Genomic DNA, 19,951 nt, shown 5'->3' with positions numbered 1-19,951 from the left:
AGTGACCGCATTTATTGCCTCACTAGAGAGTGTCGCTGAGATTGTTATTATTATTGCTTTAGGGTATTTCATTCGTCGTTCTGGAAAGATGACGGATGGTTTTAAGGGGAACGTTTCGTTTCTAATTATGAACATCGCGTTGCCAGTCTCGATTTTTATCTCGGTCTTAGATAATTTAAACCGGGGAAAATTGGTCGGATTAGCCGGTGGACTTCTGTACACGTTAATTAGTTTTACTTTGGGATACCTTATCGCCATTTTGTTAGTGTTTGTTTTGAGAATCAAAAAGGGTCGTCGAGGAGCTTTTATTAACATGTCGGTGAACGCCAACACGATCTTCATGGGATTACCACTGAACATTGCCTTGTTTGGTAATTCTGGGATGACCTATTTTCTGGTTTACTATGTGATGAATACCGTCTCAACCTGGGCGATTGGGATCTTCTTCATTTCTGGAGATGACCCAACTAAACAAAAGGGTGACAGTAAGAAGAAACTTAGTTTGAAACAAATTCTTCCACCACCACTGATCGGATTTATCCTCGGATTGGCTTGGATCGTAATTATTAACGTGAAACTACCGATGTGGATCGATAAGACCTGTAACATGATCGGTGGACTTGTGACGCCCTTGGCATTAATTTACATTGGAATCATTCTAGCTGATGCGGGCCTTTCCTCAATTCATTTTGATAAAGATACAATTGCTGGATTAGTAGGAAGATTTGTGATTGCGCCGGCCATTATGATCGGAACGTTACTGGTCTTTATGCATTCAGGAATTTCGGTAACGTATCCAGAGTTTGGAACCTTGGTTATTCAGTCCGCTACTCCTGAATTGGCTGTTCTACCAATTCTGGTTAGTCAGGCGCATGGCGACGTGGATTACGCCACCAATCTGGTGGTAACCAGTACCGTGTTGTTTGTGGTAGTAGTTCCAATCTTAATGGAAGTCATTAATTTTATCGTATAATTGGTTAGAAGCTTAAATGGCTTCTTTTTTGTTTGAAAGTAATATGGTAAGTTATTTTGTGGGAGTGAGATAATTGAACGATAAAATTGCGAAAGTCAAAGCATATGCGAAAGAAAACATGAGCAAGGATCGGAGTGGCCACGGTTTTGACCATATTCAGCGGGTGGCTAATATGGTGCTTCAACTGATGGGAACTGAATCTGCTAACGGTGAGATTGCACTGACGGCGGCGTACTTGCACGATGTTTTTGACGATAAAATTGTATCTGATCCGAATGCTAAGCGTGACGAGGTGAAGGCGAAGCTGACGGAGTTTGGCTTTGATCAGGATGAAATTAACCAGGTGATGGATATCATCAATCACATGTCATTTAGTGACAACATTGAACACAAGCAGTCCTTATCAAAGGAAGGGCAAATTGTTCAGGACGCCGATCGACTAGATGCCATCGGTGCCATTGGGATTGCGCGGGCATTTCAGTATGGTGGTGCTCATCGACGGACCATTTACGATCCCAACATCAAGCCCCGTGATTTAACCACTAAAGCAGCCTATCGCAACGCAGTTGATGACACCACCATCAATCATTTTTACGAAAAACTGTTCAAGATTGCATCCGATCTGAATACTGATGCCGCTAAACAAATTGGAAAGAAAAGAACCCAGTACATGCGGGATTTCGTAACGGAATTCAAGCAGGAATGGGATCAATAAAAAAACGTCGATACGATCGTATCGACGTTTTAGTTTATTCAGTTATATCGGCAAAGTGACCGTGCACTAATTGGGCCATGGCCTCTGCATTAACCTTTACTGACCGACCAATTTGACCAGAAGAGACAATGATCTCACCCTGTTTTTGGGCTTCTTGATCGATGTAAATGGGATAACCCTTTTGTTCATAGATTCCAATTGGGGTGTTAGCTCCATGTTCGTATCCAGTTGTGTTAACGAGGTTTTTTAACGGAACCATGCCGACTTTTTTATTTCCTGAAGCTTTCGCCAACTTTTTGTAGCTTAAGCGTTCATCGAGTGGAACGACCCCGATCACAGGACCCGTCGTTTTGCCGGTTAGGGCGAGGGTTTTGTAAATTAAGTGTTGGTCCACATCGGCCTCATCGGTGGTAATTTGCTGGACGTCACCTTCTGCGTGGGTGGCAAAAATCATCTGTTGAAACGGAATGTTGTGCTTTTCTAGGATTTGTTCGACTAGTGTTTTATGAACTTGGTTCTTCTTTTTCTTTGCCAAACTGCTCACCTCTCGGAGATATTTTATCATATTACTAAAATCTAAGTAAAAATTTTATTTACTTTTAATTCTTATTTATGTATAATCAACGTGAAGGGAGATGCAAAGGAAAATGAGTGAAAAAGACGAGAAACAAGAACCAAAGAAAAAGCATGCTCTAATCGAGTATGCGAACGGTAAATCCCTTCAAGAGATTAACGGAACCGTTAAAGTTCCAGAAGGAATGGGATTTTGGAAAACATTATTCATGTATTCAGGCCCCGGAGCGTTAGTTGCAGTGGGGTACATGGATCCCGGAAATTGGTCCACTTCAATTACTGGTGGTCAGAATTTCGGATACTTGCTGATGTCAATTATCTTGATTTCAAGTTTGATCGCGATGTTACTTCAATACATGGCGGCTAAACTTGGTATCGTGACACAAATGGATTTAGCGCAAGCCATTCGAGCAAGAACGAGTAAGACGTTAGGAATCGTCCTTTGGATCACCACTGAGTTGGCGATCATGGCGACCGATATTGCGGAAGTTATTGGTGCGGCGATTGCGTTGTACCTGTTGTTCCATATTCCATTGTTGATTGCCGTTTTGATCACCGTGTTGGATGTTTTGGTACTATTACTTCTAACTAGTATCGGTTTTAGAAAGATTGAGGCCATTGTTGTCTGTTTGATTTGTGTTATCTTCTTGGTATTTGCCTACGAAGTTGCTCTATCAAACCCAAGATGGTCACAGGTCTTCTTGAACTTGGTACCAAACATTAAAACGGTTGAAACTCATCCATACGTTGGAGGTCAGACGCCATTGAGTGGTGCCTTAGGTATCATTGGTGCGACCGTTATGCCACATAATCTGTACTTGCATTCAGCAATTTCACAGACTCGTGACACCGACAATAATGATGAAGATTCAGTTGCACGTTCAGTTAAGTTTTCGGCTTGGGATTCAAACATCCAGTTATCAATGGCATTCTTCGTTAACGCTTTGCTATTGATCATGGGGGTTGCAGTCTTCAAGTCAGGTGCCGTTAAAGATCCATCATTCTTCGGTTTGTTCGATGCTTTAAAGAATCCTCAATTCATGACGAACCCGTTGTTAGCAAGTGTTGCTAAGACTGGGGTTCTATCAATTCTGTTTGCCGTTGCATTGCTTGCTTCTGGTCAAAACTCTACCATTACTGGTACCTTAACTGGTCAGGTTGTTATGGAAGGCTTTATTCACATGAGAATGCCTTTATGGGCCCGTCGTTTGGTAACCCGTGTCATTTCAATTATCCCAGTTGTTATCTGTGTGCTTTTGAGTAGTGGAAAGCCAGCGGTTCAGGAACATGAGGCGCTCAATACGCTGATGAATAACTCGCAGGTCTTTCTGGCCTTTGCCCTACCATTCTCAATGCTGCCACTTCTAATCTTCACTGACAGCAAGTTTGAGATGCGTGGGAAACGATTCGTAAACTCACTTTGGGTTAAGGTTGCTGGTTGGGCATCCGTTATCGCACTGACTTTCTTGAACCTCTATGGTTTACCAAGTCAGATTGTCAGCTTCTTCGGCGATAATCCAACTCCAGCTCAGACTGATATGGGGAACGGAATCGCATACATTCTGATTGTTCTTGTTTTGGCCTTGCTTGCCTGGGTAATGTGGGATCTTTACAAGAGTAATAAGCGTTTCATGAGAGAACATGAAAACGCCGAAAAGGAAATTGATCAGTACGAATAATTAATTTCAATAATAGAACTTCGATGTTGTCGAGGCTCTATTTTTTTGTCAAAATGAACTAGTATCTTAGTATGGTAGAATGTTAAGTAGGAAACGTCCGGTAAGGAGTATTTGAATTACTGATCTAGTTTATAAACGTGTAATGGATGATTTAAAAAAGAAGATTGAATCCAATTACTTCAATCAGAACCGCTTGCCAGACGAGCGAACTTTAAGTGCTAAGTATCATGTTAGTCGGAGTTCCGTGAAACAGGCTCTGAGCATTCTAGCCGAGCAGGGAATTATTTTTAAAAAACGGGGGTCGGGAACTTTCATCAATCCTCTGTATTTGAAGAATAAATCCATTTTTAGTTATGAGGGTTCGAACCTGGGGATTACCAACAACCTGAAGACGGAGGGCTATGACCCTAAGATTGATCTCTTAGAGTTTAAAGTCGTTTCACCAACTGCTGAAATTGCGGAGGACCTATTCTTAAATCCCGGAGATCAGGTGTATGAGATTAAGCGCCTGCGGTCGGTTGACTCCACACCAATCATTATTGAGTCTGGCTACATCCCGGTAAAGGTAGCTCCGAAGATGAATGAGCGGGTAGTGAGTGGTTCGATTTTTAACTATTTAGAGGAGAAACTTAACAAAACGGGAACGAAATCATACATGTCAATTGAGGCCCAACCCTCGACCACAGAAGACCAGAGACTCTTAGGGTTAAAACCAACTGAGCCAGTGGTGATCATGGGTGGAATCTTCTTTCTTGATGATGGAACACCGTTTGAGATTTCGAACATGCGGATTCATTACAAGTACTTTAATTACAATACGTTTGTGGATTTAAACAATTAAATGATGGTCATTCCTAATTTTTTTGAAATTCGCAAAAGTGATATAATAAAGTTGTTGTAGTCACGTACATTAGTTGAATTTTAATGTACATAAAGATTTAAAAGAGTGCCAATGTTGGCAAAAAAGGAAGTATTATGATGGCAAAAAAGGACGTTAGAGTTAGATATGCACCAAGCCCAACTGGTTTTTTACACATTGGAAATGCACAATCGGCTTTATTTAATTATTTGTTTGCAAAACACTTCGGTGGAACGATGGTTCTTCGAATTGAAGATACTGATTTAAAGCGAAACGTTGCCAGTGGTGAAAAGAGTCAGATGGACAACTTACGGTGGTTAGGAATTGATTGGGATGAAGGTCCTGATAAGCCCAACCCTAAGTATGCCCCATATCATCAGACCGAACGAAGAGACCTGTATGATAAGTACATTACTGAACTCATGGATAAGGGCCTCGCATACAAAGATTTTGCTACCGAAGATGAACTAAAAGAAATGCGTGATAAGCAGCGCGCTAATAAGGAAGCTCCTCATTATGATGGTCGTTGGTATGGTGCTTCGGAAGCAGATATCAAGGCTGCTGAAGACAAGGGGTTACCATACACAATTCGTTTGCACCTTCCAAAGGATCACACCTACGAATGGGATGACATTGTAAGAGGCAAAGTTGAATTTAACTCTGATAATTTAGGTGGCGATTTCATCATTCAAAAGAGTGATGGACTTCCAACTTATAACTTTGCCGTAGTTGTCGATGATCATTTGATGGACATTACCGATGTTTTAAGGGGTGACGACCACATTGCTAACACGCCAAAACAAATGGCCGTTTATGATGCTTTAGGTTGGAAACACCCTAACTTTGGTCACATCTCGTTGATTTACAATCCCAAGACTGGTAAGAAACTAAGTAAGCGAGATAAGGATACCCTTCAGTTTATTAGCGAATATAAGCGCGAAGGATATCTACGCGAAGCCATCTTTAACTTTATTGCCTTCTTGGGTTGGTCTCCAGTTGGTGAAAAAGAAATCTTCACCAAGGATGAACTGATCAAAGCCTATGACCCTAAACGGATGTCAAAGTCACCAGCATTCTTTGACCAGCACAAGCTCGACTGGATTAACTCACAATACATTAAGAGCATGTCGTCAAGTGAGATTGCTGATCGCGTGGTTGAACTAGTTGAAGAGGGTCAGACCCCAATTGCCAAAAAGATTCAGGAAGATGATATTCCGAACCTCCATGACTACGCTGAACATGTCATTGATATTTATAAGCACAGTGTGTTCAAGTTGACTGAGATCATGGAATACGTAGACTTCTATTACAACATCCTGGGCCAGGACATTGACTACTCAAAACTAAATGATTTTTCTCACGAAGATTTGGAAAAATTATTTAACGCTTTGGAAGACAAGATTCATGAAGCCAGTGAAAATGGTCAAAATAAGGGACTGGATTATGGTCCGATTGTAAACGAAGTTGGCAAAGAAACTGGGATGAAGGGTAAGAAACTTTACTTCCCATTAAATGTCATCTTTACAGGTGATACTTCAGCTCCTCAAGTTGCCCAAATTATGGGGCTGTTTTCACCATCAGTTATTAGTGCATTAATTAATAAAGCACTTCGTGGAATTGAATAAAATATTTTCAGCCTTCAATTGCAAAAATGAGGGCTTTTTTCTTGCAAAAAAAGGCTTGAAATTGGGGGTTTTAGGGGCCTCAAAATTGGTTCGTATCAATTGTCGAATTGGTTGACATTTCACCAAAAGTCTTTATCATAGTTGTTGTAGGTAAGCCAATAAGTTTGGCGCTTTCAAAAACAGATTAGATTCAGTTCGTTTTCGAGCTGACGATTATTTAAAAGGAGTGTTATAGCATGGCAGTAGATTATGATTCCAAATCATATTTTGAAAAAATGCAACAATACTGGAATACTGCAAATTACTTGTCAGTAGGTCAGCTATTTTTACGTGCTAATCCTTTGCTTAAGAAGCCTTTGACTTCTAAAGATGTAAAGGTTAAGCCAATTGGACATTGGGGAACAATTGCCTCACAAAACTTTGTTTACACCCATTTGAACCGTGTCATTAACAAGTACGACCTCAATATGTTCTATATTGAAGGTTCCGGTCACGGTGGCCAAGTTATGGTTTCTAATTCATACATGGATGGAAGCTACTCAGAAATCTATCCAAAAATTTCTCAAGATGAAGCCGGAATGGCTCGACTATTCAAGCAATTCTCATTCCCTGGTGGAATTGCATCACATGCTGCACCTGAAACTCCAGGTTCCATTCATGAAGGTGGAGAATTAGGTTACTCACTTTCACATGGTGTTGGTGCAATCTTTGATAATCCTGATGTTATCGCTGCCGTTGAAATCGGTGACGGTGAATCAGAAACTGGTCCTTTGGCTGGTTCATGGATGTCAAGTAAGTTCATCAACCCTGTTACTGATGGTGCTGTTTTACCAATCATTAACTTAAACGGATACAAAATTGCTAACCCAACTGTCTTAGCTCGTATGACTGACGAAGACATTACTAAGTACTTTGAAGGTATGGGCTGGAAGCCTCGTTTCGTTGAAACCAACATGCCTTACGGTACTGACCAAATGGAAACTCACGAAAAGCTTGCTAAAGTTATGGATGCTTCAATTGAAGAAATTAAAGCAATTCAAAAGAACGCTCGTGAGAACCAAACTGCAGAAACTGCTACAGAACCAAAATGGCCAATGATCATCTTCCGTTCACCTAAGGGCTGGACTGGTCCTAAGAAGAACGCTGAAGGCCTTCCAATTGAAGGATCATTCAGAGCTCACCAAGTTCCAATTCCACTATCAGCAAACGACATGGGTACTGCTGATGAATTCGTAGAATGGATGAAGAGTTACAAACCTGAAGAATCATTTGATGAAAATGGTACTTTAAAGCCATACCTTAGAGAGTTAGCTCCTAAGGGTGACAAACGGATGTCAACCAACCCAATCACTAACGGTGGTATCGACCCTAAGCCATTAGACTTACCTGACTACCGTGATTACGCTCTTGACATCAAGACTCCAGGTGCTACTGAAAACGAAGACATGGTTGTTTGGTCAGAATGGCTACGTGATGTTACTAAGAGAAATCCTAATAACTTCCGTGGATTCGGTCCTGATGAAACATGGTCTAACAGATTATGGCACCTCTTCGATGTTACTCGTCGTCAATGGATGCCAAACATCAACCCACCATATGATGAGTACATGGCTCACTATGGCCGTTTGATTGATTCACAATTATCAGAACACCAAGATGAAGGTTGGCTTGAAGGATACACCCTTACTGGTCGTCATGGATTCTTCGCAACTTACGAAGCCTTCGGTCGAGTTGTAGATTCAATGCTTACTCAATACTTCAAGTGGTTGAGAAAAGCTTCTGAACTCGAATGGAGAAACAAGTACCCTGCATTGAACTTCATCGATTCCTCAACTGTATTCCAACAAGATCACAATGGTTACACTCACCAAGATCCAGGTATGATTACCCACTTGTCTGAGAAGAAACCTGAGTTCATCCGTGAATACTTCCCAGCTGATGCAAACACATTATTGGCTGTAGGTAACGAAGCATTTGATAGTTATGAAAGAATTAACTTGATCACTACTTCAAAGCACCCACGTCCACAATGGTTTAACATTGACGAAGCTTCAAACCTTGCTAAGAATGGTCTCGGTTACATTGACTGGGCTTCAACTGACAATGGTGAAGAACCTGATGTTGTTATGGCATCTGCTGGTGTTGAATCAACTCTTGAAACTCTTGCCGCAATTTCAATCTTGCACAAGCGTTTCCCTGAAATGAAGATTCGTTACATCAACGTTGTTGATTTGCTTAAGTTACGTAACCCTGAACTAGACCCTCGTGGTATTAGCGACAAGGAATTCGATCAACTCTTTACTAAAGACAAACCAGTTGTATTCGCATTCCACGGTTTCGAAGACATTATCAGAACTATCTTCTTCGATCGTCACAACAAGAACGTTCACGTTCATGGATACCGTGAAAATGGTGACATTACTACACCATTTGACATGCGTGTCTTGAACCAATTAGATAGATTCAACCTGTCTAAGGAAGTTGTTTCTGATATTCCAGAATATGCCCTTAAGGGTACTGGATTTATCCAAGACATGAACAACATGCTGGACAAGCACGACCACTACATCAGAGAGTATGGTACTGACTTGCCAGAAGTTGAAAACTGGAAATGGGAACCACTTAGAAAACCAGCTAAAAAATAATTAATTGAACTAATTAATTAGAAAGAGCGAACTCTTATGAGTTCGCTCTTTTTGTTTACATATTAAATTTAGGTGGCAGTGGGGCAGAAACCGCTAAAGGCTGATAATAAAATGGTGTTAGCATTTTGATTTTCCAAGAATGAAGAAGCATTGGATGACCAGGCTGAGCGTTTGGATCGTACAGGGGATCGTTAATGATTGGATGTCCAATGGATGCCAGGTGCACCCGAATCTGGTGCGTTCGTCCGGTCTGTAGTTGGAGGGAAACTAGGGTAGAGGTCGTTCCACTTTGAACTACACGATAGTTGGTAAGGGCAGACTGGGCGTGAACTCCATTAATTTTCCGTTTACGCCGATCATTAGGATCGCGTCCAATCGGGTCATTAATCACTCCAGTTGGCTGGTTTAACCTGCCATGAACCCAAGCAAGATAGGTCCGTTTAACGGTTTTATCCTTAATCATGCGCACGAGGATCGGAACCACCGCCGGATTCTTCCCAATGATGAGAGCTCCGCTGGTTTGCTGATCCAGCCGATGAACCATGTGGGCATCGGCCGCTGGTTGCAGGTAATTTTCTGCCTGATTTAACGTGGTGCCAACTTCGCCAGGCTGGTTAGCGTGGGTCTTGTCACCCCGATTTTTGTTGACGATCAGCAGATCCTCATTTTCGTACGCCACTTTTAGTGGCTTCGTCGCATCGGGAATAACATGCGGAAAGGGAGTTTGGAAATCCGCAGGGATAAAATCGAGCATGACCCGATCACCAGTGTGGATCGGAAAGTTCATGGGACGATAACTGCCGTTGACCAGAACCCGCTGAGCTTTTCTAAGGGAAAAGATTAGATGCTTAGGAATAAGGAGATATTCGTGTAAATATTCACGAACGGTGGTTTCGGCTATGTTAGGTACAATTAATTGATATTTCCAGTTCTTCATAAAATTCCTCAAAATAAAAAAGCCCACTAAAAAAGTGGACAAAACTAATGATGACTATTTAACGACTAACACGTCTTGCTTTGCGGCACGTGTAACGTAGCTAGTGACCGAGCCAACCATCAATCGTTCAACGGCTGAGAGACCAGTAGCACCAATGATAATTAAATCATCGTGGTGATCGCTTGGAAATTCCTTGGCAATGACTTTTTTAGGATTTCCAAAACGCATATGAATTGATACGTCGGAAACACCCGCATCAGTTGCTTGTTGTTTCAAAGTTTCAAGAATCTTCTTTGTCTTGTCAGTTAACTGGTAAACAGCGTCGGCGGTAATTGCATCCCCGTAACTACGGTTGAATTGGTTAACTTCAATTACGTTTAAAATATCTAAGTGACTGTCATTTTGTTTAGCCATTGTAATCGCACGACTCATAACAGGCATTGTGTCTTCAGCACCATCGACCGGTGCTAAAATTCTCTTGTAATTCTTGGCCATTTAGCTCACCTCATTTGTTTTCTTATACACTAACTATACCATGTTTTAGGGTTTTACGTAACGGATTTAGCCAAATCAAAAATTGTTGGTATCAAATTGCGAAGTTCGTTATACTTAACCTAAAAGGATGGGTAAAAATGAAAAGAAAAAAGACGCTGACGTGGGCATTAATTTCATTGGTCCTGTTTTGGATAGTAAACGTAATCATGACCCTGCCAGTAATGCGATTGACGGTCAGGGTAAGTGTCAATGGTCTGATCAGAACTTCGGCCATTGCGGCGATTATGTACCTGATTCCTATGATTCTGGTTGCGTTTCGAAGTCGACTGGGATACTATTTGTTGGCAGCCGTGCAGGTGATCTACACCATTGGGCTGATTGCGGCAATCATCGCCATGATTACAATCAGTCACACGGGCTGGCCACTAAAAATTGCGGTGATCGTGCTAGTGATCGTAGCGATTATGGTGAACGTTTACTGGTTTACGATTGCGTACCAGGTTAGAAAGGCCACGACCAAGGAGCGGGTGGCCCATTATATGAAATTTAGAAAATAAAGTTAGGTGAACAAAATGGAAATTGACGAAAAAGAGTTTGTGGAAGCAGCTGGAAACGATGATTTTCAAAAGCAAGCAACGGAAATGACGTTAAAGGCGCTCGAAGCTGATTTAAAGGGTAACTTGAAAAAAATGACGGATTTTATCGCGACAAATCTGAAAGAGGACAGCATTGCCAGTGCCAGTATTAAGGTTTCTGATCATGATATCCAGTTGGAACTGCAGACTTCGGTCATTAACTTGCCGTTAGACTACGCTAAAAACATCGCTAAGATCACGGTTGGGGATGGGATGAAACCCATTAACGTCTACATGATTATCGTTTCACCAGACGTTAACCGTTCTAAAATGCGAATTGATGAGTTAGCTGATTCAACGAGCTTTGTGAAAGACCCCGACGGAACCTACCTTGCCCAGTTTGTTGACTGGACCCAGGATAAACTGGATCAGATTGCTGCAAATGAGCAGGATGGCAAGCGTTCTGATTAGTAATTAATTTCAAAGTATGCCACACTAACTTCGTGCGACGAGCCGAACAGACTTTTTAGTCTGATTTGTGGGAACCATGTTTACCTGCCGGATTGCAGATGGTTTGATTAGCAAGTGATGTGAACACTTCGCTAGTCCGTCTGACTAGTTCAGATGCCAAAAAGAGCTTCCAACTTTTGTTGGAGGCTCTTTTATTTTGCTAAATAAACGTGGTCCTGAATTAAATCAAAGTTTGAATAATGCTGATTGAGATTCTTAATTCCCTCGTCATCATAGAGATGAACATCTTGCCAGAACGCTTTCGAATCCGTTGCTCCGTCTTTTTCGCCAATCACGATTAGTTTAATGTCACGTGGAGCCTTACGAATGGCCTGTAAGAGTTCATCATCAATGGGAACCCCATCAGGAGACCATGACATAATAACGTAGTCAATCTGATCCTGATACTTATGAAAGGCATCAAGTGCTGATAATTGCTCAACGTTAGTAACCGGATGGCGACCAGTCTCGTTCTCATTTTTCCATTCCAAGCTATCTGTTGCGATCACATCAGCATGATTATCACGGAGTCCCTTCGAGATGTAGCCGTTGCCAGCCATTACTTCTAAAGTAGGGTGTCCGTTCAGGTATTGGGCCAAGTGATACGTAAACGATGAAGAAATGTAGGCCCACATGCCAAACTGATTTTCAAGATAGTCCCGGAAGTCACGAAGCTGTTTGTCAAGTGCCGGAAGGTCAGCCGATAGCTGATTCCATTCCTGATCGCCTTTGGGGTCATCCATCTCATACTTCGAGTTAATCTTTTGGTAAATCTGGTCTTGAATGTTATCCGGTAGGATCATTTTGGGAAGATCCTGGGGCAAGCGACCGGCGGTGAGCAGTTTGTCAGCTGCCAGAACGTTGTTAATCAGGTACTTAATCTCAGGATATTCCCGATATTCATCCCGATAGTGTTCCATGTTAGTGATGTAAGTCGGTGTGGCTCGTTTTAATTGATGATTCTTTTTTAGTTTTTTTATGAGTTTGCGTTTATCCATATAATTTCCTTAGTAATGTAAATCAAGTGATTCCTGTTGATTTTCATGATCATCGCCGCGGTTTTGTTTCCCGTGAAGATACCCGTTAATCAACTGAAAGATCTCGTAGCGATCGTTATTATTGATGGCTTCACCGTTAAAGAAGAGTTGCTTTCCTGAGATAAATAACTTGGAAAGATCCGACTCCTCATGATCAACGCGACCACTTAGATAGTCCATTGACACACCAAAAAATTCGGCTAACTTTTTCACTTCAATATAAGAAGGATTACGAATCCCACGTTCCCAGTTCCCAATCTGGGAAGCCGTATTCTCGTGCTCTTTGTCAGTGGGAAACATGGTGTTTAATCCGGTTGCAAGGTCAGTTAGCGTGATTTTCTGACCGGTTCGTAAAGCTCTGAGTCTTTCAGGAAACATAGAATCACTCCTTAATACCATTATACTTCATGATATCATCAAAAAGCACGAGTGACTTATTTTAAAATAAAGATTTAAATGTTATTATTTAATTAGATGAAAATGAATTGAAAAGAAAGGAAGTGTCCAATTGATAACTTCCATTGTGGTTATTATCGCAGTCCTTGGCGGTGCGGGAGTCGGTTATTATATCCGCAGAAACCACGTTTACAAGGGGCTTGCAACGGCTAGAAATGCTGCTGATAAGATCAAAGATGATAACCAAGTTAAGATCGATGATACCAAAAGAAAGCTCGAAAGTAAGAGTAAAGCATCTGCTGAACAGTATCGAAAAGAAGAAGAGGGCGAGCTCAACGCTCAGGTAAAAGAGAATCAGAGCCGGACGGTGCGAGTTGACCACAGAGAAAAGAGCTTAGAAACTTCCATCGCTCGATTAGATAAATCAGAAGCTGCGTTAGCAACCAAGAAGAATAATAACGGTTTGCTGGTGGAAAACTTAAAAAAAGCGCGCAATGATGTTGTTAAACTTGAGGAACAACGAAGACAGGTTATCCACGAACGTGGTGAGCTGACGGAGGATCAAGCTAAGCAACTCGTTTTGGCGAGCCTTGAAGCTGATTTAAAACGAGACTTTGATACCACTGTGAAAGAAAATAACGACCTAGTGACGTTAAATGCAGCCAAGCAGGCTCAGAATTTAATGATTGAGGCCGTTCAAAGTGGCCCTATCGATGTTCCAAGAGATCATATTGAACGCTCGGTTATCATTCCAGACGCGGGGATGCGTGCCAAGATTGCTGGAAAAGATGATCAGCGATTACGCTTGATTGAAACTCTGACTGGAGTTGATTTAATCTTTGATCCTGAAAATCCAGAAACCCTAATCATTAGTACTAATGATCCCGTTCGAAGGGAAATTACGAGGAATTCGATTAATGATTTACTGGCTATCAAGCAGGTGAACAATGGTGTGATTGAAAACGAAGTTAATCAGACGCAACAGGACGTTTTAGATGAACTTCGAAAGACCGGTGAGATGACTGTAAGTCACTTACACCTGGGTTGGGTCCATCCTGATCTGATGAAGACGGTCGGACGCCTTAAATTTCGGACCTCGTATGGCCAAAATGTTCTTGAACATTCCATTGAAGTAGCGGAACTATCTGCTGTCATGGCTGCGGAACTAGGATTAGACGTCCGAATGGCCAAGCGGGCCGGATTGTTTCATGATATTGGAAAAGCGATTGATCGCGAGGTTGCTGGAACCCACGTTGAGCTTGGTGTGAAGTTGACCGAAGCCTATGATGAAGACCCCATTGTGATTAATTCGATTGCTTCTCATCATGGTGATGTTGAACCTGATAATCCGTACGCCGTCTTAGTTGCGGTGGCTGATGGGATGTCAGGTGCTCGACCGGGCGCCCGAAGTGAATCCGTGGAAGAGTACATTAATCGTTTGAAGAGTCTGGAAAAGATTGCGAACGAACATCCTGGAGTTAAAGATAGTTATGCCATTCAAGCTGGCCGAGAGATCCGAATCATGGTCGATCCGAAAAAGGTTGACGACGCTGGCAGCGACGAATTAACCAATGAGGTTAAAGATCAAATCGAGGATGAGTTAACGTATCCTGGTAAGATTAAAGTGACGACGATTAGACAACTTCAGGCGGTTCAGTACGTTGGCGGTAAGCCTAAAAATAATAAAAAGAAAAAAGCTGGATAAAAAAATTCCTTATCACGTAAATTAAAGTGATAAGGAATTTTTTTATGAAATAACTTTAAAGTTTTGGCGGTTGTTGGCATCGATGATTGGATGACTTTGAAGGTACTTGGCAATGAGATTACTCATGGTAATGGTGTTGTAAGAGACAATCTTACTTTCATCGTACATGGAGTAGTGGCCGCCACCGACAGCGCGATACGCGTTTAGTACGATTTTAAGTGGTTGCTGATCTTTTACGGGACGACCGTGATAGGTCAGATTCGTGATTCGTGATCCAACTGGTTTGGAGACGTCGATGGTGTAGTCAATGCCAGCGTACATGTCATAGTTGTAATCTCTGTGTTTGGGATAACTGTAGGCTGGATTAACAATGATCTGTTTGTCTTTTAAAGCGAAGTATTCGGCCGTCTTTTCAAGGGCGGCTTTTAGATCCTTACCGTTAATGTTTAACACAGCGAGGGTATTCGGGTAAACATAATTGGTAATGATGTTACGCATGGTGATGGGATTTTCGAATCCATGGGCCTCATCGGTGAAAAGGGCAGTGGCCGAAATGTCGACTCCCATGGTTTCCATTTGCACCCTTTGAATGAAGTTGATGAACGATGAACCTTGGGTCCGAACTTTAAATGGGTCCTTGTAACGAAGACTGCCGTTAATTTTGGAAAGTGGCTTTGAGAGCCACCGTTCAACTTGTTGATCAATGGGATCGACAATGCTCTTAGTTGGTTGATAGGGTTTGTTTTGCGCTGTTGAGATGAGTTTAGCGTCACTGTTGGTAACTTTTTTATCGTCATCAATATCAAGAGTGATCTTACCTACGTAATTTCCGCGATGACCTGGTTGAACGTATGGGACGCCGAAGAGATGATTGGCTAACTTGCGATGTTGATGACCAGTTACTAACGCATCGATTCCAGGAACTTGTTCTAAGATTTGGTAACTTTCATTTTCACCGGTAAACTTTTCACTGAGTTTGCCCGCTTTATCGCGTTCAAAGCCGCCATGATACAGAACGACAATAATGTCAGCCTCTTTTTTCATAATGGGAACGTATTTTTGTGCTGTCCCAAGTCCTGATTTGAACTGAAGTCCCTTGACGTTAGCCTTATTTTCCCACTGATTAATGGCCTGGGTGGTCAGTCCTAGTACGCCGACTTTTAGATCACCAAAGTCCTTTATGGCATATGGTTTGCCAAACGCTGGCTCGCCATTTTCGTTTAGAATATTGGCACACACAAACTGGCGCTTGGTGTTTTGAATGGTGTCTTTAAGGTAGGCTTGACCATAGTTAAATTCGTGATTTCCAAGGGAACCAAAATCATAGTTAATCGTGTCGTATGCCGCATTAATGGGTTTGGCACTCGGATGTTTAACGACTTCAGCCGAATAGTAGGCAAGAGGCGAGCCCTCCAAAAAATCACCATCATCTAAAATTAAAGTGTGGTCGGAATCTTTTTGTTCCTGCTTAATTGTAGTTGCTGCCTTTTCTAAACCAAAGGGCATGTTTTCATTTGGTTTAACGTAATTTGTTGGCGCTAAATAACCGTGAATATCGCTCGTACATAGTATTTTGAGTTTCATAGTTTGGCCTCTCCCTTTTATATAATAAAATTATAATATTTATTAACGAAAGTGTAAATAAAACCTAGAAATCGGGCTTTATTTAAGTTCAAAAGACCGTTGACGAAGTCGGGATATATGATACAATTTAGTTGTTTAATAAGTACACGTGTACCTATTTAAACGCATCATGTTCAATGTTAGACATGAGGAGGTTATTATATGTTGAATTTATATGTTGCACCAAGCAGCGCATCAAGTCGAAAAGCACGTGCTTGGTTGAAAGATCATAATATCCCATTTAAGGAACGAAACATTAATTCTAATCCACTTAACGCTGACGAGGTAAAACAAATTCTTCGTTTAACGGAAAATGGTAGTGAAGATATTATTTCAACAAGATCAAACGTTTTTAAGAAACTTCATCTTAACTTAGATGATTTATCTTTGACAGAATTAGTTGATCTATTAGTTAAGTACCCCGACCTAATCAAGCGTCCGATCATCTTTGATGACAAACGACTTGAGGTTGGTTACAACGAAGAAGAAATTAGACGATTCTTACCACGCGATGTTCGTGAGGCAGAGTTGAGACAATTAGAGTCAAAGTTGACTTCTTAAACAAAGAAAACGCCCAGTTGGGCGTTTTTTTATGAATAATATAAATAACGAGGAATAAAAATGATTAAAATGATCGCACTCGATCTCGACAACACGCTGCTTACCAGTGATAAGAAGATCAGTAAAGTAAATGAAGCCGAACTAAAAAAGTTACATCAACAGGGGATTAAAGTGGTTCTTTGTACCGGACGACCGATCAATGCCATCTGGAAGTACATTAAACAACTGGGCCTTGATGATCCTGATGACTACACCATTACCTTCAATGGTGGTTTAGTGGTTCGTAATACCGATAAGCATGAGTTGTTTAAACGTGGGATGAACCGGGATGCGTTCAAACCGTTGTACGAATATGCTAATAAGAATGACTTTCCGTTAGACATTTTGGATTTCACTCAGGTTTATCCCATTTCTGATCTTAAACCATCCATTTACCAACAAATGTTGAATGCTGATATGCAATTTGTGCCAACGAAGTTTTCTGAAATGCCCGATGAAAGTTATTCGAAGGCGGTTATTGCGGCCGAACCAGATGTGTTGGATCGAGCCGTCAAGGATATGCCAGCGACCGTTCGGGACCATTATCATATCGTGCGTTCACAGCCCAAAATCTTAGAGTTTTTGGCTCCTAACGTTGATAAGGCTTATGGACTGGGAGCCCTTCTGAGTCATTATGGTGATGACTTTTCTAACTTGATGGCGTTTGGAGATGCCGAAAACGATGCTGGCATGATCAAGAAGGCGCAAGTCGGAGTTGCCATGGCCAACGCCCAGGAACCAATCAAGAAGATCGCGACGGACGTAACCACGTCGAATGATGACGATGGGGTAGCCGCTTTCTTGCAGAAGTATTTTAAAGTGAAATAAGCATCATATGCAATAAAAATGAGCTAAACGATTGTTTAGCTCATTTTTAGTCTATTTACATTGTCGCAAACGCGTTATTCATATTCTTCATAAATTCTTTTAAGTACCGTTTGGAGTCAACCGCCACGGCCACTTTAACGTTGGTATTAGGGTCGTCTAAACGATTCTTGTCACCGATTGTGCGGGCGTAGTATGCGTCAGGTTTAGTGGTGACCACCATGTTCATATCAATGAACTTGACGAAACTAGGATCGACCGCCACACCAACTGCTAGTGGATCGTGTAAGGAGCACCCGCCAAGTTCTGGATACATATCAGCGTAGATATTGATGTAGAAATCAACGATATCAGCCATTTTTTTACCAGCTGTCGTTTTCGAATCACGCCACTGTTGGGTTTCTTTCTTAGTCAAAAGGGTCCTAAGGGTCACATCCAGACCCACCATGTTGATGTTTAAGTTACTAGTAAAGACCTCGTTAGCCGAAATGGCATCTTGATTGATGTTAGCTTCGGCAACTGGAGTGACGTTCCCAGGAACGGTTAAAGCTCCACCCATTAGGGTAACGTTGCCAACTTTTGCCATTGCTTTAGGAGCTTGTTTGATCGCTTTGGCTAGGTTAGTAAGAGGACCAGTGGGGACAATGGTTAAATCGTTGCCATATTTTTGGGCGGATTCGATCATGAAGTCGACCCCGTTTTGGTCTTGAACGGAGCCACTTGGATCGGGAAGAGGAACGTTCCCAATCCCATTTTCACCGTGAATATCAGCACTGACCTGCATGCGCACGTAATCTTCACTTAGGGGATGAGTTTCTCCAATGAAGACCGGAACGCTTGAAGCACCAAGTAAGTCTAAAATCTTTAAAGTATTAACCGCAGCTCGTTCCGCTTCGATATTACCGTATGAAGCAACAACCCCAATTAAATCGATCGCTGGATCGCCAACCGCATAGGTTAAAGCCATTGAGTCATCAATTCCAGTGTCGAGGTCTAGAATCATTTTTCTGGTACTCATTTAAAGTCCTCCTGTCTAACTTCAGTTCCAGTACAACTTTATAATACTTTAAACTTGAGTAAAATGCGACAGAAAATGGATTGATTTTCATTATTTCTAATTGGCATGGTAAACTTTGATTGAAGTTAAATTTAGATAAAGAGTGATAAAAATGGAAAAGATGTACGACATTACGATTATCGGCGGGGGTCCCGTCGGCATGTTTGCAGGCTTTTACGCTGGGTTACGGGACGCCCAAACCCAGATTATTGAAAGTCTTCCTGAACTTGGAGGACAGGTGAAAGCCCTGTACCCCGAAAAGACCATTTTAGATGTTGCGGGGTTTGTTGGGGTCACGGGTGATGAACTCATTACCCGACTTCAGAAACAACTAGATACGATGGATGTTGATCAGAAAGTTGATACCAAGGTTACTGACGTGGTCAAAAAAGATGATTATTTTGAGATTGAGACGAATCATGGGGTCACCAAAAGTAAGGCCATGATAATTGCGACCGGGAATGGGGCCTTTAAACCACGTGAGTTGCGGGCTGATAACGCCAAGGAGTTGACCGGGAAACGCCTCTTTTATAGTATCAATGATTTAAATCAGTTTAAGGATCAGGACGTCATGGTTGCTGGGGGCGGCGATTCGGCTGTTGACATGGCACTTATGTTGGAGAAGGTTGCTAATAAGGTGTACCTACTTCATCGTCGTAATGAGTTTCGTGGTCTCGAATACATGGTGGATCGCTTAAAAGAGTCGTCAGTTAAGGTCGTTACGCCATATTTAATTAAACGATTGGATGAAGTTGACAATCGACTGAAAGTCACCAGCAAGAAAGTCAAGACGGAAGACGACGAGATGTCCATGATGGTTGATGACCTGGTAGTGAACTATGGCTTCATTTCTAATAATCGGCAACTCAAGGAGTGGCAGATTCAGCCAGCGTTGGATCATCGTTTAATCGAGGTTAACCAGACGTTTGAGACGAGTGTGCCGGGAGTATTTGCCATCGGGGATCAGATTACTTATCCTGGTAAGCAAGACTTGATCGCAACGGGTTTTGGTGAGGCGCCAACGGCTATTAACGTTTTGATGAAGGAAATTTATCCTGATCGAAGGGGTCCTGTTCACAGTACTTCATTACATCGAAAATAAACTAAGGAACTTGTTGAAAT

At 41.8% G+C, this 19,951-nt stretch carries 19 protein-coding genes; 12 read left to right on the top strand and 7 right to left on the bottom strand.

Annotation, left to right across the window (positions count from 1 at the left end; genetic code table 11):
- Nucleotide 1: 1 nt before the first annotated feature.
- Nucleotides 2–973, top strand: a complete 972-nt coding sequence (locus tag FC73_RS05205; RefSeq protein WP_010022989.1) for an AEC family transporter — start codon at nt 2–4, stop codon at nt 971–973.
- A gap of 73 nt (nt 974–1,046) precedes the next feature.
- Nucleotides 1,047–1,688, top strand: a complete 642-nt coding sequence (locus tag FC73_RS05200) for an HD domain-containing protein (RefSeq protein ID WP_010022988.1) — start codon at nt 1,047–1,049, stop codon at nt 1,686–1,688.
- 34 nt (nt 1,689–1,722) lie between these two features.
- Here FC73_RS05200 and FC73_RS05195 read toward each other — a convergent pair whose 3' ends face one another.
- Complete coding sequence (locus FC73_RS05195; protein WP_010022987.1) at nt 1,723–2,223, bottom strand: aminoacyl-tRNA deacylase; 501 nt, start codon at nt 2,221–2,223, stop codon at nt 1,723–1,725.
- A 112-nt stretch (nt 2,224–2,335) separates the two neighbouring features.
- On the opposite strand from FC73_RS05195, the gene FC73_RS05190 reads away from it, so the two are divergent.
- From FC73_RS05190 to FC73_RS05175, 4 genes are all read left to right on the top strand, one after another.
- On the top strand, nt 2,336–3,940 hold the full coding sequence (locus FC73_RS05190) for an Nramp family divalent metal transporter (protein WP_010022986.1): 1,605 nt from the start codon (nt 2,336–2,338) through the stop codon (nt 3,938–3,940).
- A 115-nt stretch (nt 3,941–4,055) separates the two neighbouring features.
- Complete coding sequence (locus tag FC73_RS05185; protein ID WP_029327210.1) at nt 4,056–4,781, top strand: GntR family transcriptional regulator; 726 nt, start codon at nt 4,056–4,058, stop codon at nt 4,779–4,781.
- Nucleotides 4,782–4,918: 137 nt separating this feature from the next.
- Nucleotides 4,919–6,424 (top strand): glutamate--tRNA ligase, encoded by a 1,506-nt coding sequence (gene gltX / locus FC73_RS05180; protein ID WP_010022982.1) that lies wholly within the window; start codon nt 4,919–4,921, stop codon nt 6,422–6,424.
- A 236-nt stretch (nt 6,425–6,660) separates the two neighbouring features.
- Nucleotides 6,661–9,069 carry a phosphoketolase family protein gene (locus FC73_RS05175; RefSeq protein ID WP_010022981.1) on the top strand — a complete coding sequence of 803 codons (2,409 nt, stop codon included), beginning with the start codon at nt 6,661–6,663 and terminating at the stop codon, nt 9,067–9,069.
- Between the two features lie 55 nt (nt 9,070–9,124).
- On the opposite strand, the gene FC73_RS05170 is transcribed toward FC73_RS05175, so the two are convergent.
- Together FC73_RS05170 and FC73_RS05165 are read right to left on the bottom strand one after the other, a co-directional pair.
- The gene (locus FC73_RS05170) at nt 9,125–10,006 is read right to left on the bottom strand and encodes an RluA family pseudouridine synthase (RefSeq protein ID WP_010022980.1); all 882 of its coding nucleotides are present in this window, start codon (nt 10,004–10,006) and stop codon (nt 9,125–9,127) included.
- A gap of 54 nt (nt 10,007–10,060) precedes the next feature.
- Nucleotides 10,061–10,501 carry a universal stress protein gene (locus FC73_RS05165; RefSeq protein WP_010022979.1) on the bottom strand — a complete coding sequence of 147 codons (441 nt, stop codon included), beginning with the start codon at nt 10,499–10,501 and terminating at the stop codon, nt 10,061–10,063.
- A 137-nt stretch (nt 10,502–10,638) separates the two neighbouring features.
- Between FC73_RS05165 and FC73_RS05160 the strand changes: the two genes are divergently transcribed.
- The gene (locus FC73_RS05160) at nt 10,639–11,058 is read left to right on the top strand and encodes a hypothetical protein (RefSeq protein WP_010022978.1); all 420 of its coding nucleotides are present in this window, start codon (nt 10,639–10,641) and stop codon (nt 11,056–11,058) included.
- Nucleotides 11,059–11,073: 15 nt separating this feature from the next.
- The gene (locus FC73_RS05155) at nt 11,074–11,547 is read left to right on the top strand and encodes a hypothetical protein (protein WP_010022977.1); all 474 of its coding nucleotides are present in this window, start codon (nt 11,074–11,076) and stop codon (nt 11,545–11,547) included.
- Between the two features lie 191 nt (nt 11,548–11,738).
- Here the strand turns inward: FC73_RS05155 and FC73_RS05150 are convergent, their stop codons facing one another.
- Together FC73_RS05150 and FC73_RS05145 are read right to left on the bottom strand one after the other, a co-directional pair.
- Entirely contained in the window at nt 11,739–12,584 is an 846-nt protein-coding gene (locus FC73_RS05150) for a hypothetical protein (protein WP_056936300.1), read from the bottom strand.
- A 9-nt stretch (nt 12,585–12,593) separates the two neighbouring features.
- A complete protein-coding gene (locus FC73_RS05145) occupies nt 12,594–13,001 on the bottom strand; it encodes a helix-turn-helix domain-containing protein (protein ID WP_010022974.1) in 408 nt (135 codons plus the stop codon).
- 130 nt (nt 13,002–13,131) lie between these two features.
- Between FC73_RS05145 and rny the strand changes: the two genes are divergently transcribed.
- On the top strand, nt 13,132–14,724 hold the full coding sequence (gene rny / locus FC73_RS05140) for a ribonuclease Y (RefSeq protein WP_056936299.1): 1,593 nt from the start codon (nt 13,132–13,134) through the stop codon (nt 14,722–14,724).
- Between the two features lie 42 nt (nt 14,725–14,766).
- On the opposite strand, the gene FC73_RS05135 is transcribed toward rny, so the two are convergent.
- A complete protein-coding gene (locus FC73_RS05135; protein ID WP_010022969.1) occupies nt 14,767–16,308 on the bottom strand; it encodes a bifunctional metallophosphatase/5'-nucleotidase in 1,542 nt (513 codons plus the stop codon).
- A gap of 201 nt (nt 16,309–16,509) precedes the next feature.
- Here FC73_RS05135 and spx point away from each other — a divergent pair, with 201 nt between their 5' ends.
- Both spx and FC73_RS05125 read left to right on the top strand, forming a co-directional pair.
- Entirely contained in the window at nt 16,510–16,908 is a 399-nt protein-coding gene (gene spx / locus FC73_RS05130) for a transcriptional regulator Spx (protein ID WP_010022968.1), read from the top strand.
- A 60-nt stretch (nt 16,909–16,968) separates the two neighbouring features.
- A complete protein-coding gene (locus FC73_RS05125) occupies nt 16,969–17,775 on the top strand; it encodes a Cof-type HAD-IIB family hydrolase (RefSeq protein ID WP_010022967.1) in 807 nt (268 codons plus the stop codon).
- Nucleotides 17,776–17,830: 55 nt separating this feature from the next.
- Here the strand turns inward: FC73_RS05125 and FC73_RS05120 are convergent, their stop codons facing one another.
- Nucleotides 17,831–18,790 carry a nucleoside hydrolase gene (locus FC73_RS05120; protein WP_010022966.1) on the bottom strand — a complete coding sequence of 320 codons (960 nt, stop codon included), beginning with the start codon at nt 18,788–18,790 and terminating at the stop codon, nt 17,831–17,833.
- A gap of 151 nt (nt 18,791–18,941) precedes the next feature.
- Between FC73_RS05120 and FC73_RS05115 the strand changes: the two genes are divergently transcribed.
- Nucleotides 18,942–19,931, top strand: a complete 990-nt coding sequence (locus tag FC73_RS05115) for an NAD(P)/FAD-dependent oxidoreductase (RefSeq protein WP_010022965.1) — start codon at nt 18,942–18,944, stop codon at nt 19,929–19,931.
- The last annotated feature ends 20 nt before the right edge of the window (nt 19,932–19,951 follow it).

This window comes from Fructilactobacillus fructivorans, assembly GCF_001434095.1.
Lineage (GTDB): Bacteria > Bacillota > Bacilli > Lactobacillales > Lactobacillaceae > Fructilactobacillus > Fructilactobacillus fructivorans.
The sequence above is the reverse complement of the archived record's forward strand: the minus strand, read 5'-3'. Positions and strand labels throughout refer to the sequence as shown.

Coding starts and splice junctions, on each gene's coding strand:
- FC73_RS05175 (WP_010022981.1), top strand. CDS start 6,661: ATGGCAGTAGATTATGATTCCAAATCATATTTTGAAAAAATGCAACAA.
- FC73_RS05165 (WP_010022979.1), bottom strand. CDS start 10,501: ATGGCCAAGAATTACAAGAGAATTTTAGCACCGGTCGATGGTGCTGAA.
- FC73_RS05190 (WP_010022986.1), top strand. CDS start 2,336: ATGAGTGAAAAAGACGAGAAACAAGAACCAAAGAAAAAGCATGCTCTA.
- FC73_RS05115 (WP_010022965.1), top strand. CDS start 18,942: ATGGAAAAGATGTACGACATTACGATTATCGGCGGGGGTCCCGTCGGC.
- FC73_RS05150 (WP_056936300.1), bottom strand. CDS start 12,584: ATGGATAAACGCAAACTCATAAAAAAACTAAAAAAGAATCATCAATTA.
- FC73_RS05120 (WP_010022966.1), bottom strand. CDS start 18,790: ATGAGTACCAGAAAAATGATTCTAGACCTCGACACTGGAATTGATGAC.
- FC73_RS05170 (WP_010022980.1), bottom strand. CDS start 10,006: ATGAAGAACTGGAAATATCAATTAATTGTACCTAACATAGCCGAAACC.
- FC73_RS05125 (WP_010022967.1), top strand. CDS start 16,969: ATGATTAAAATGATCGCACTCGATCTCGACAACACGCTGCTTACCAGT.
- FC73_RS05160 (WP_010022978.1), top strand. CDS start 10,639: ATGAAAAGAAAAAAGACGCTGACGTGGGCATTAATTTCATTGGTCCTG.
- gltX (WP_010022982.1), top strand. CDS start 4,919: ATGGCAAAAAAGGACGTTAGAGTTAGATATGCACCAAGCCCAACTGGT.
- FC73_RS05135 (WP_010022969.1), bottom strand. CDS start 16,308: ATGAAACTCAAAATACTATGTACGAGCGATATTCACGGTTATTTAGCG.
- FC73_RS05155 (WP_010022977.1), top strand. CDS start 11,074: ATGGAAATTGACGAAAAAGAGTTTGTGGAAGCAGCTGGAAACGATGAT.
- FC73_RS05145 (WP_010022974.1), bottom strand. CDS start 13,001: ATGTTTCCTGAAAGACTCAGAGCTTTACGAACCGGTCAGAAAATCACG.
- spx (WP_010022968.1), top strand. CDS start 16,510: ATGTTGAATTTATATGTTGCACCAAGCAGCGCATCAAGTCGAAAAGCA.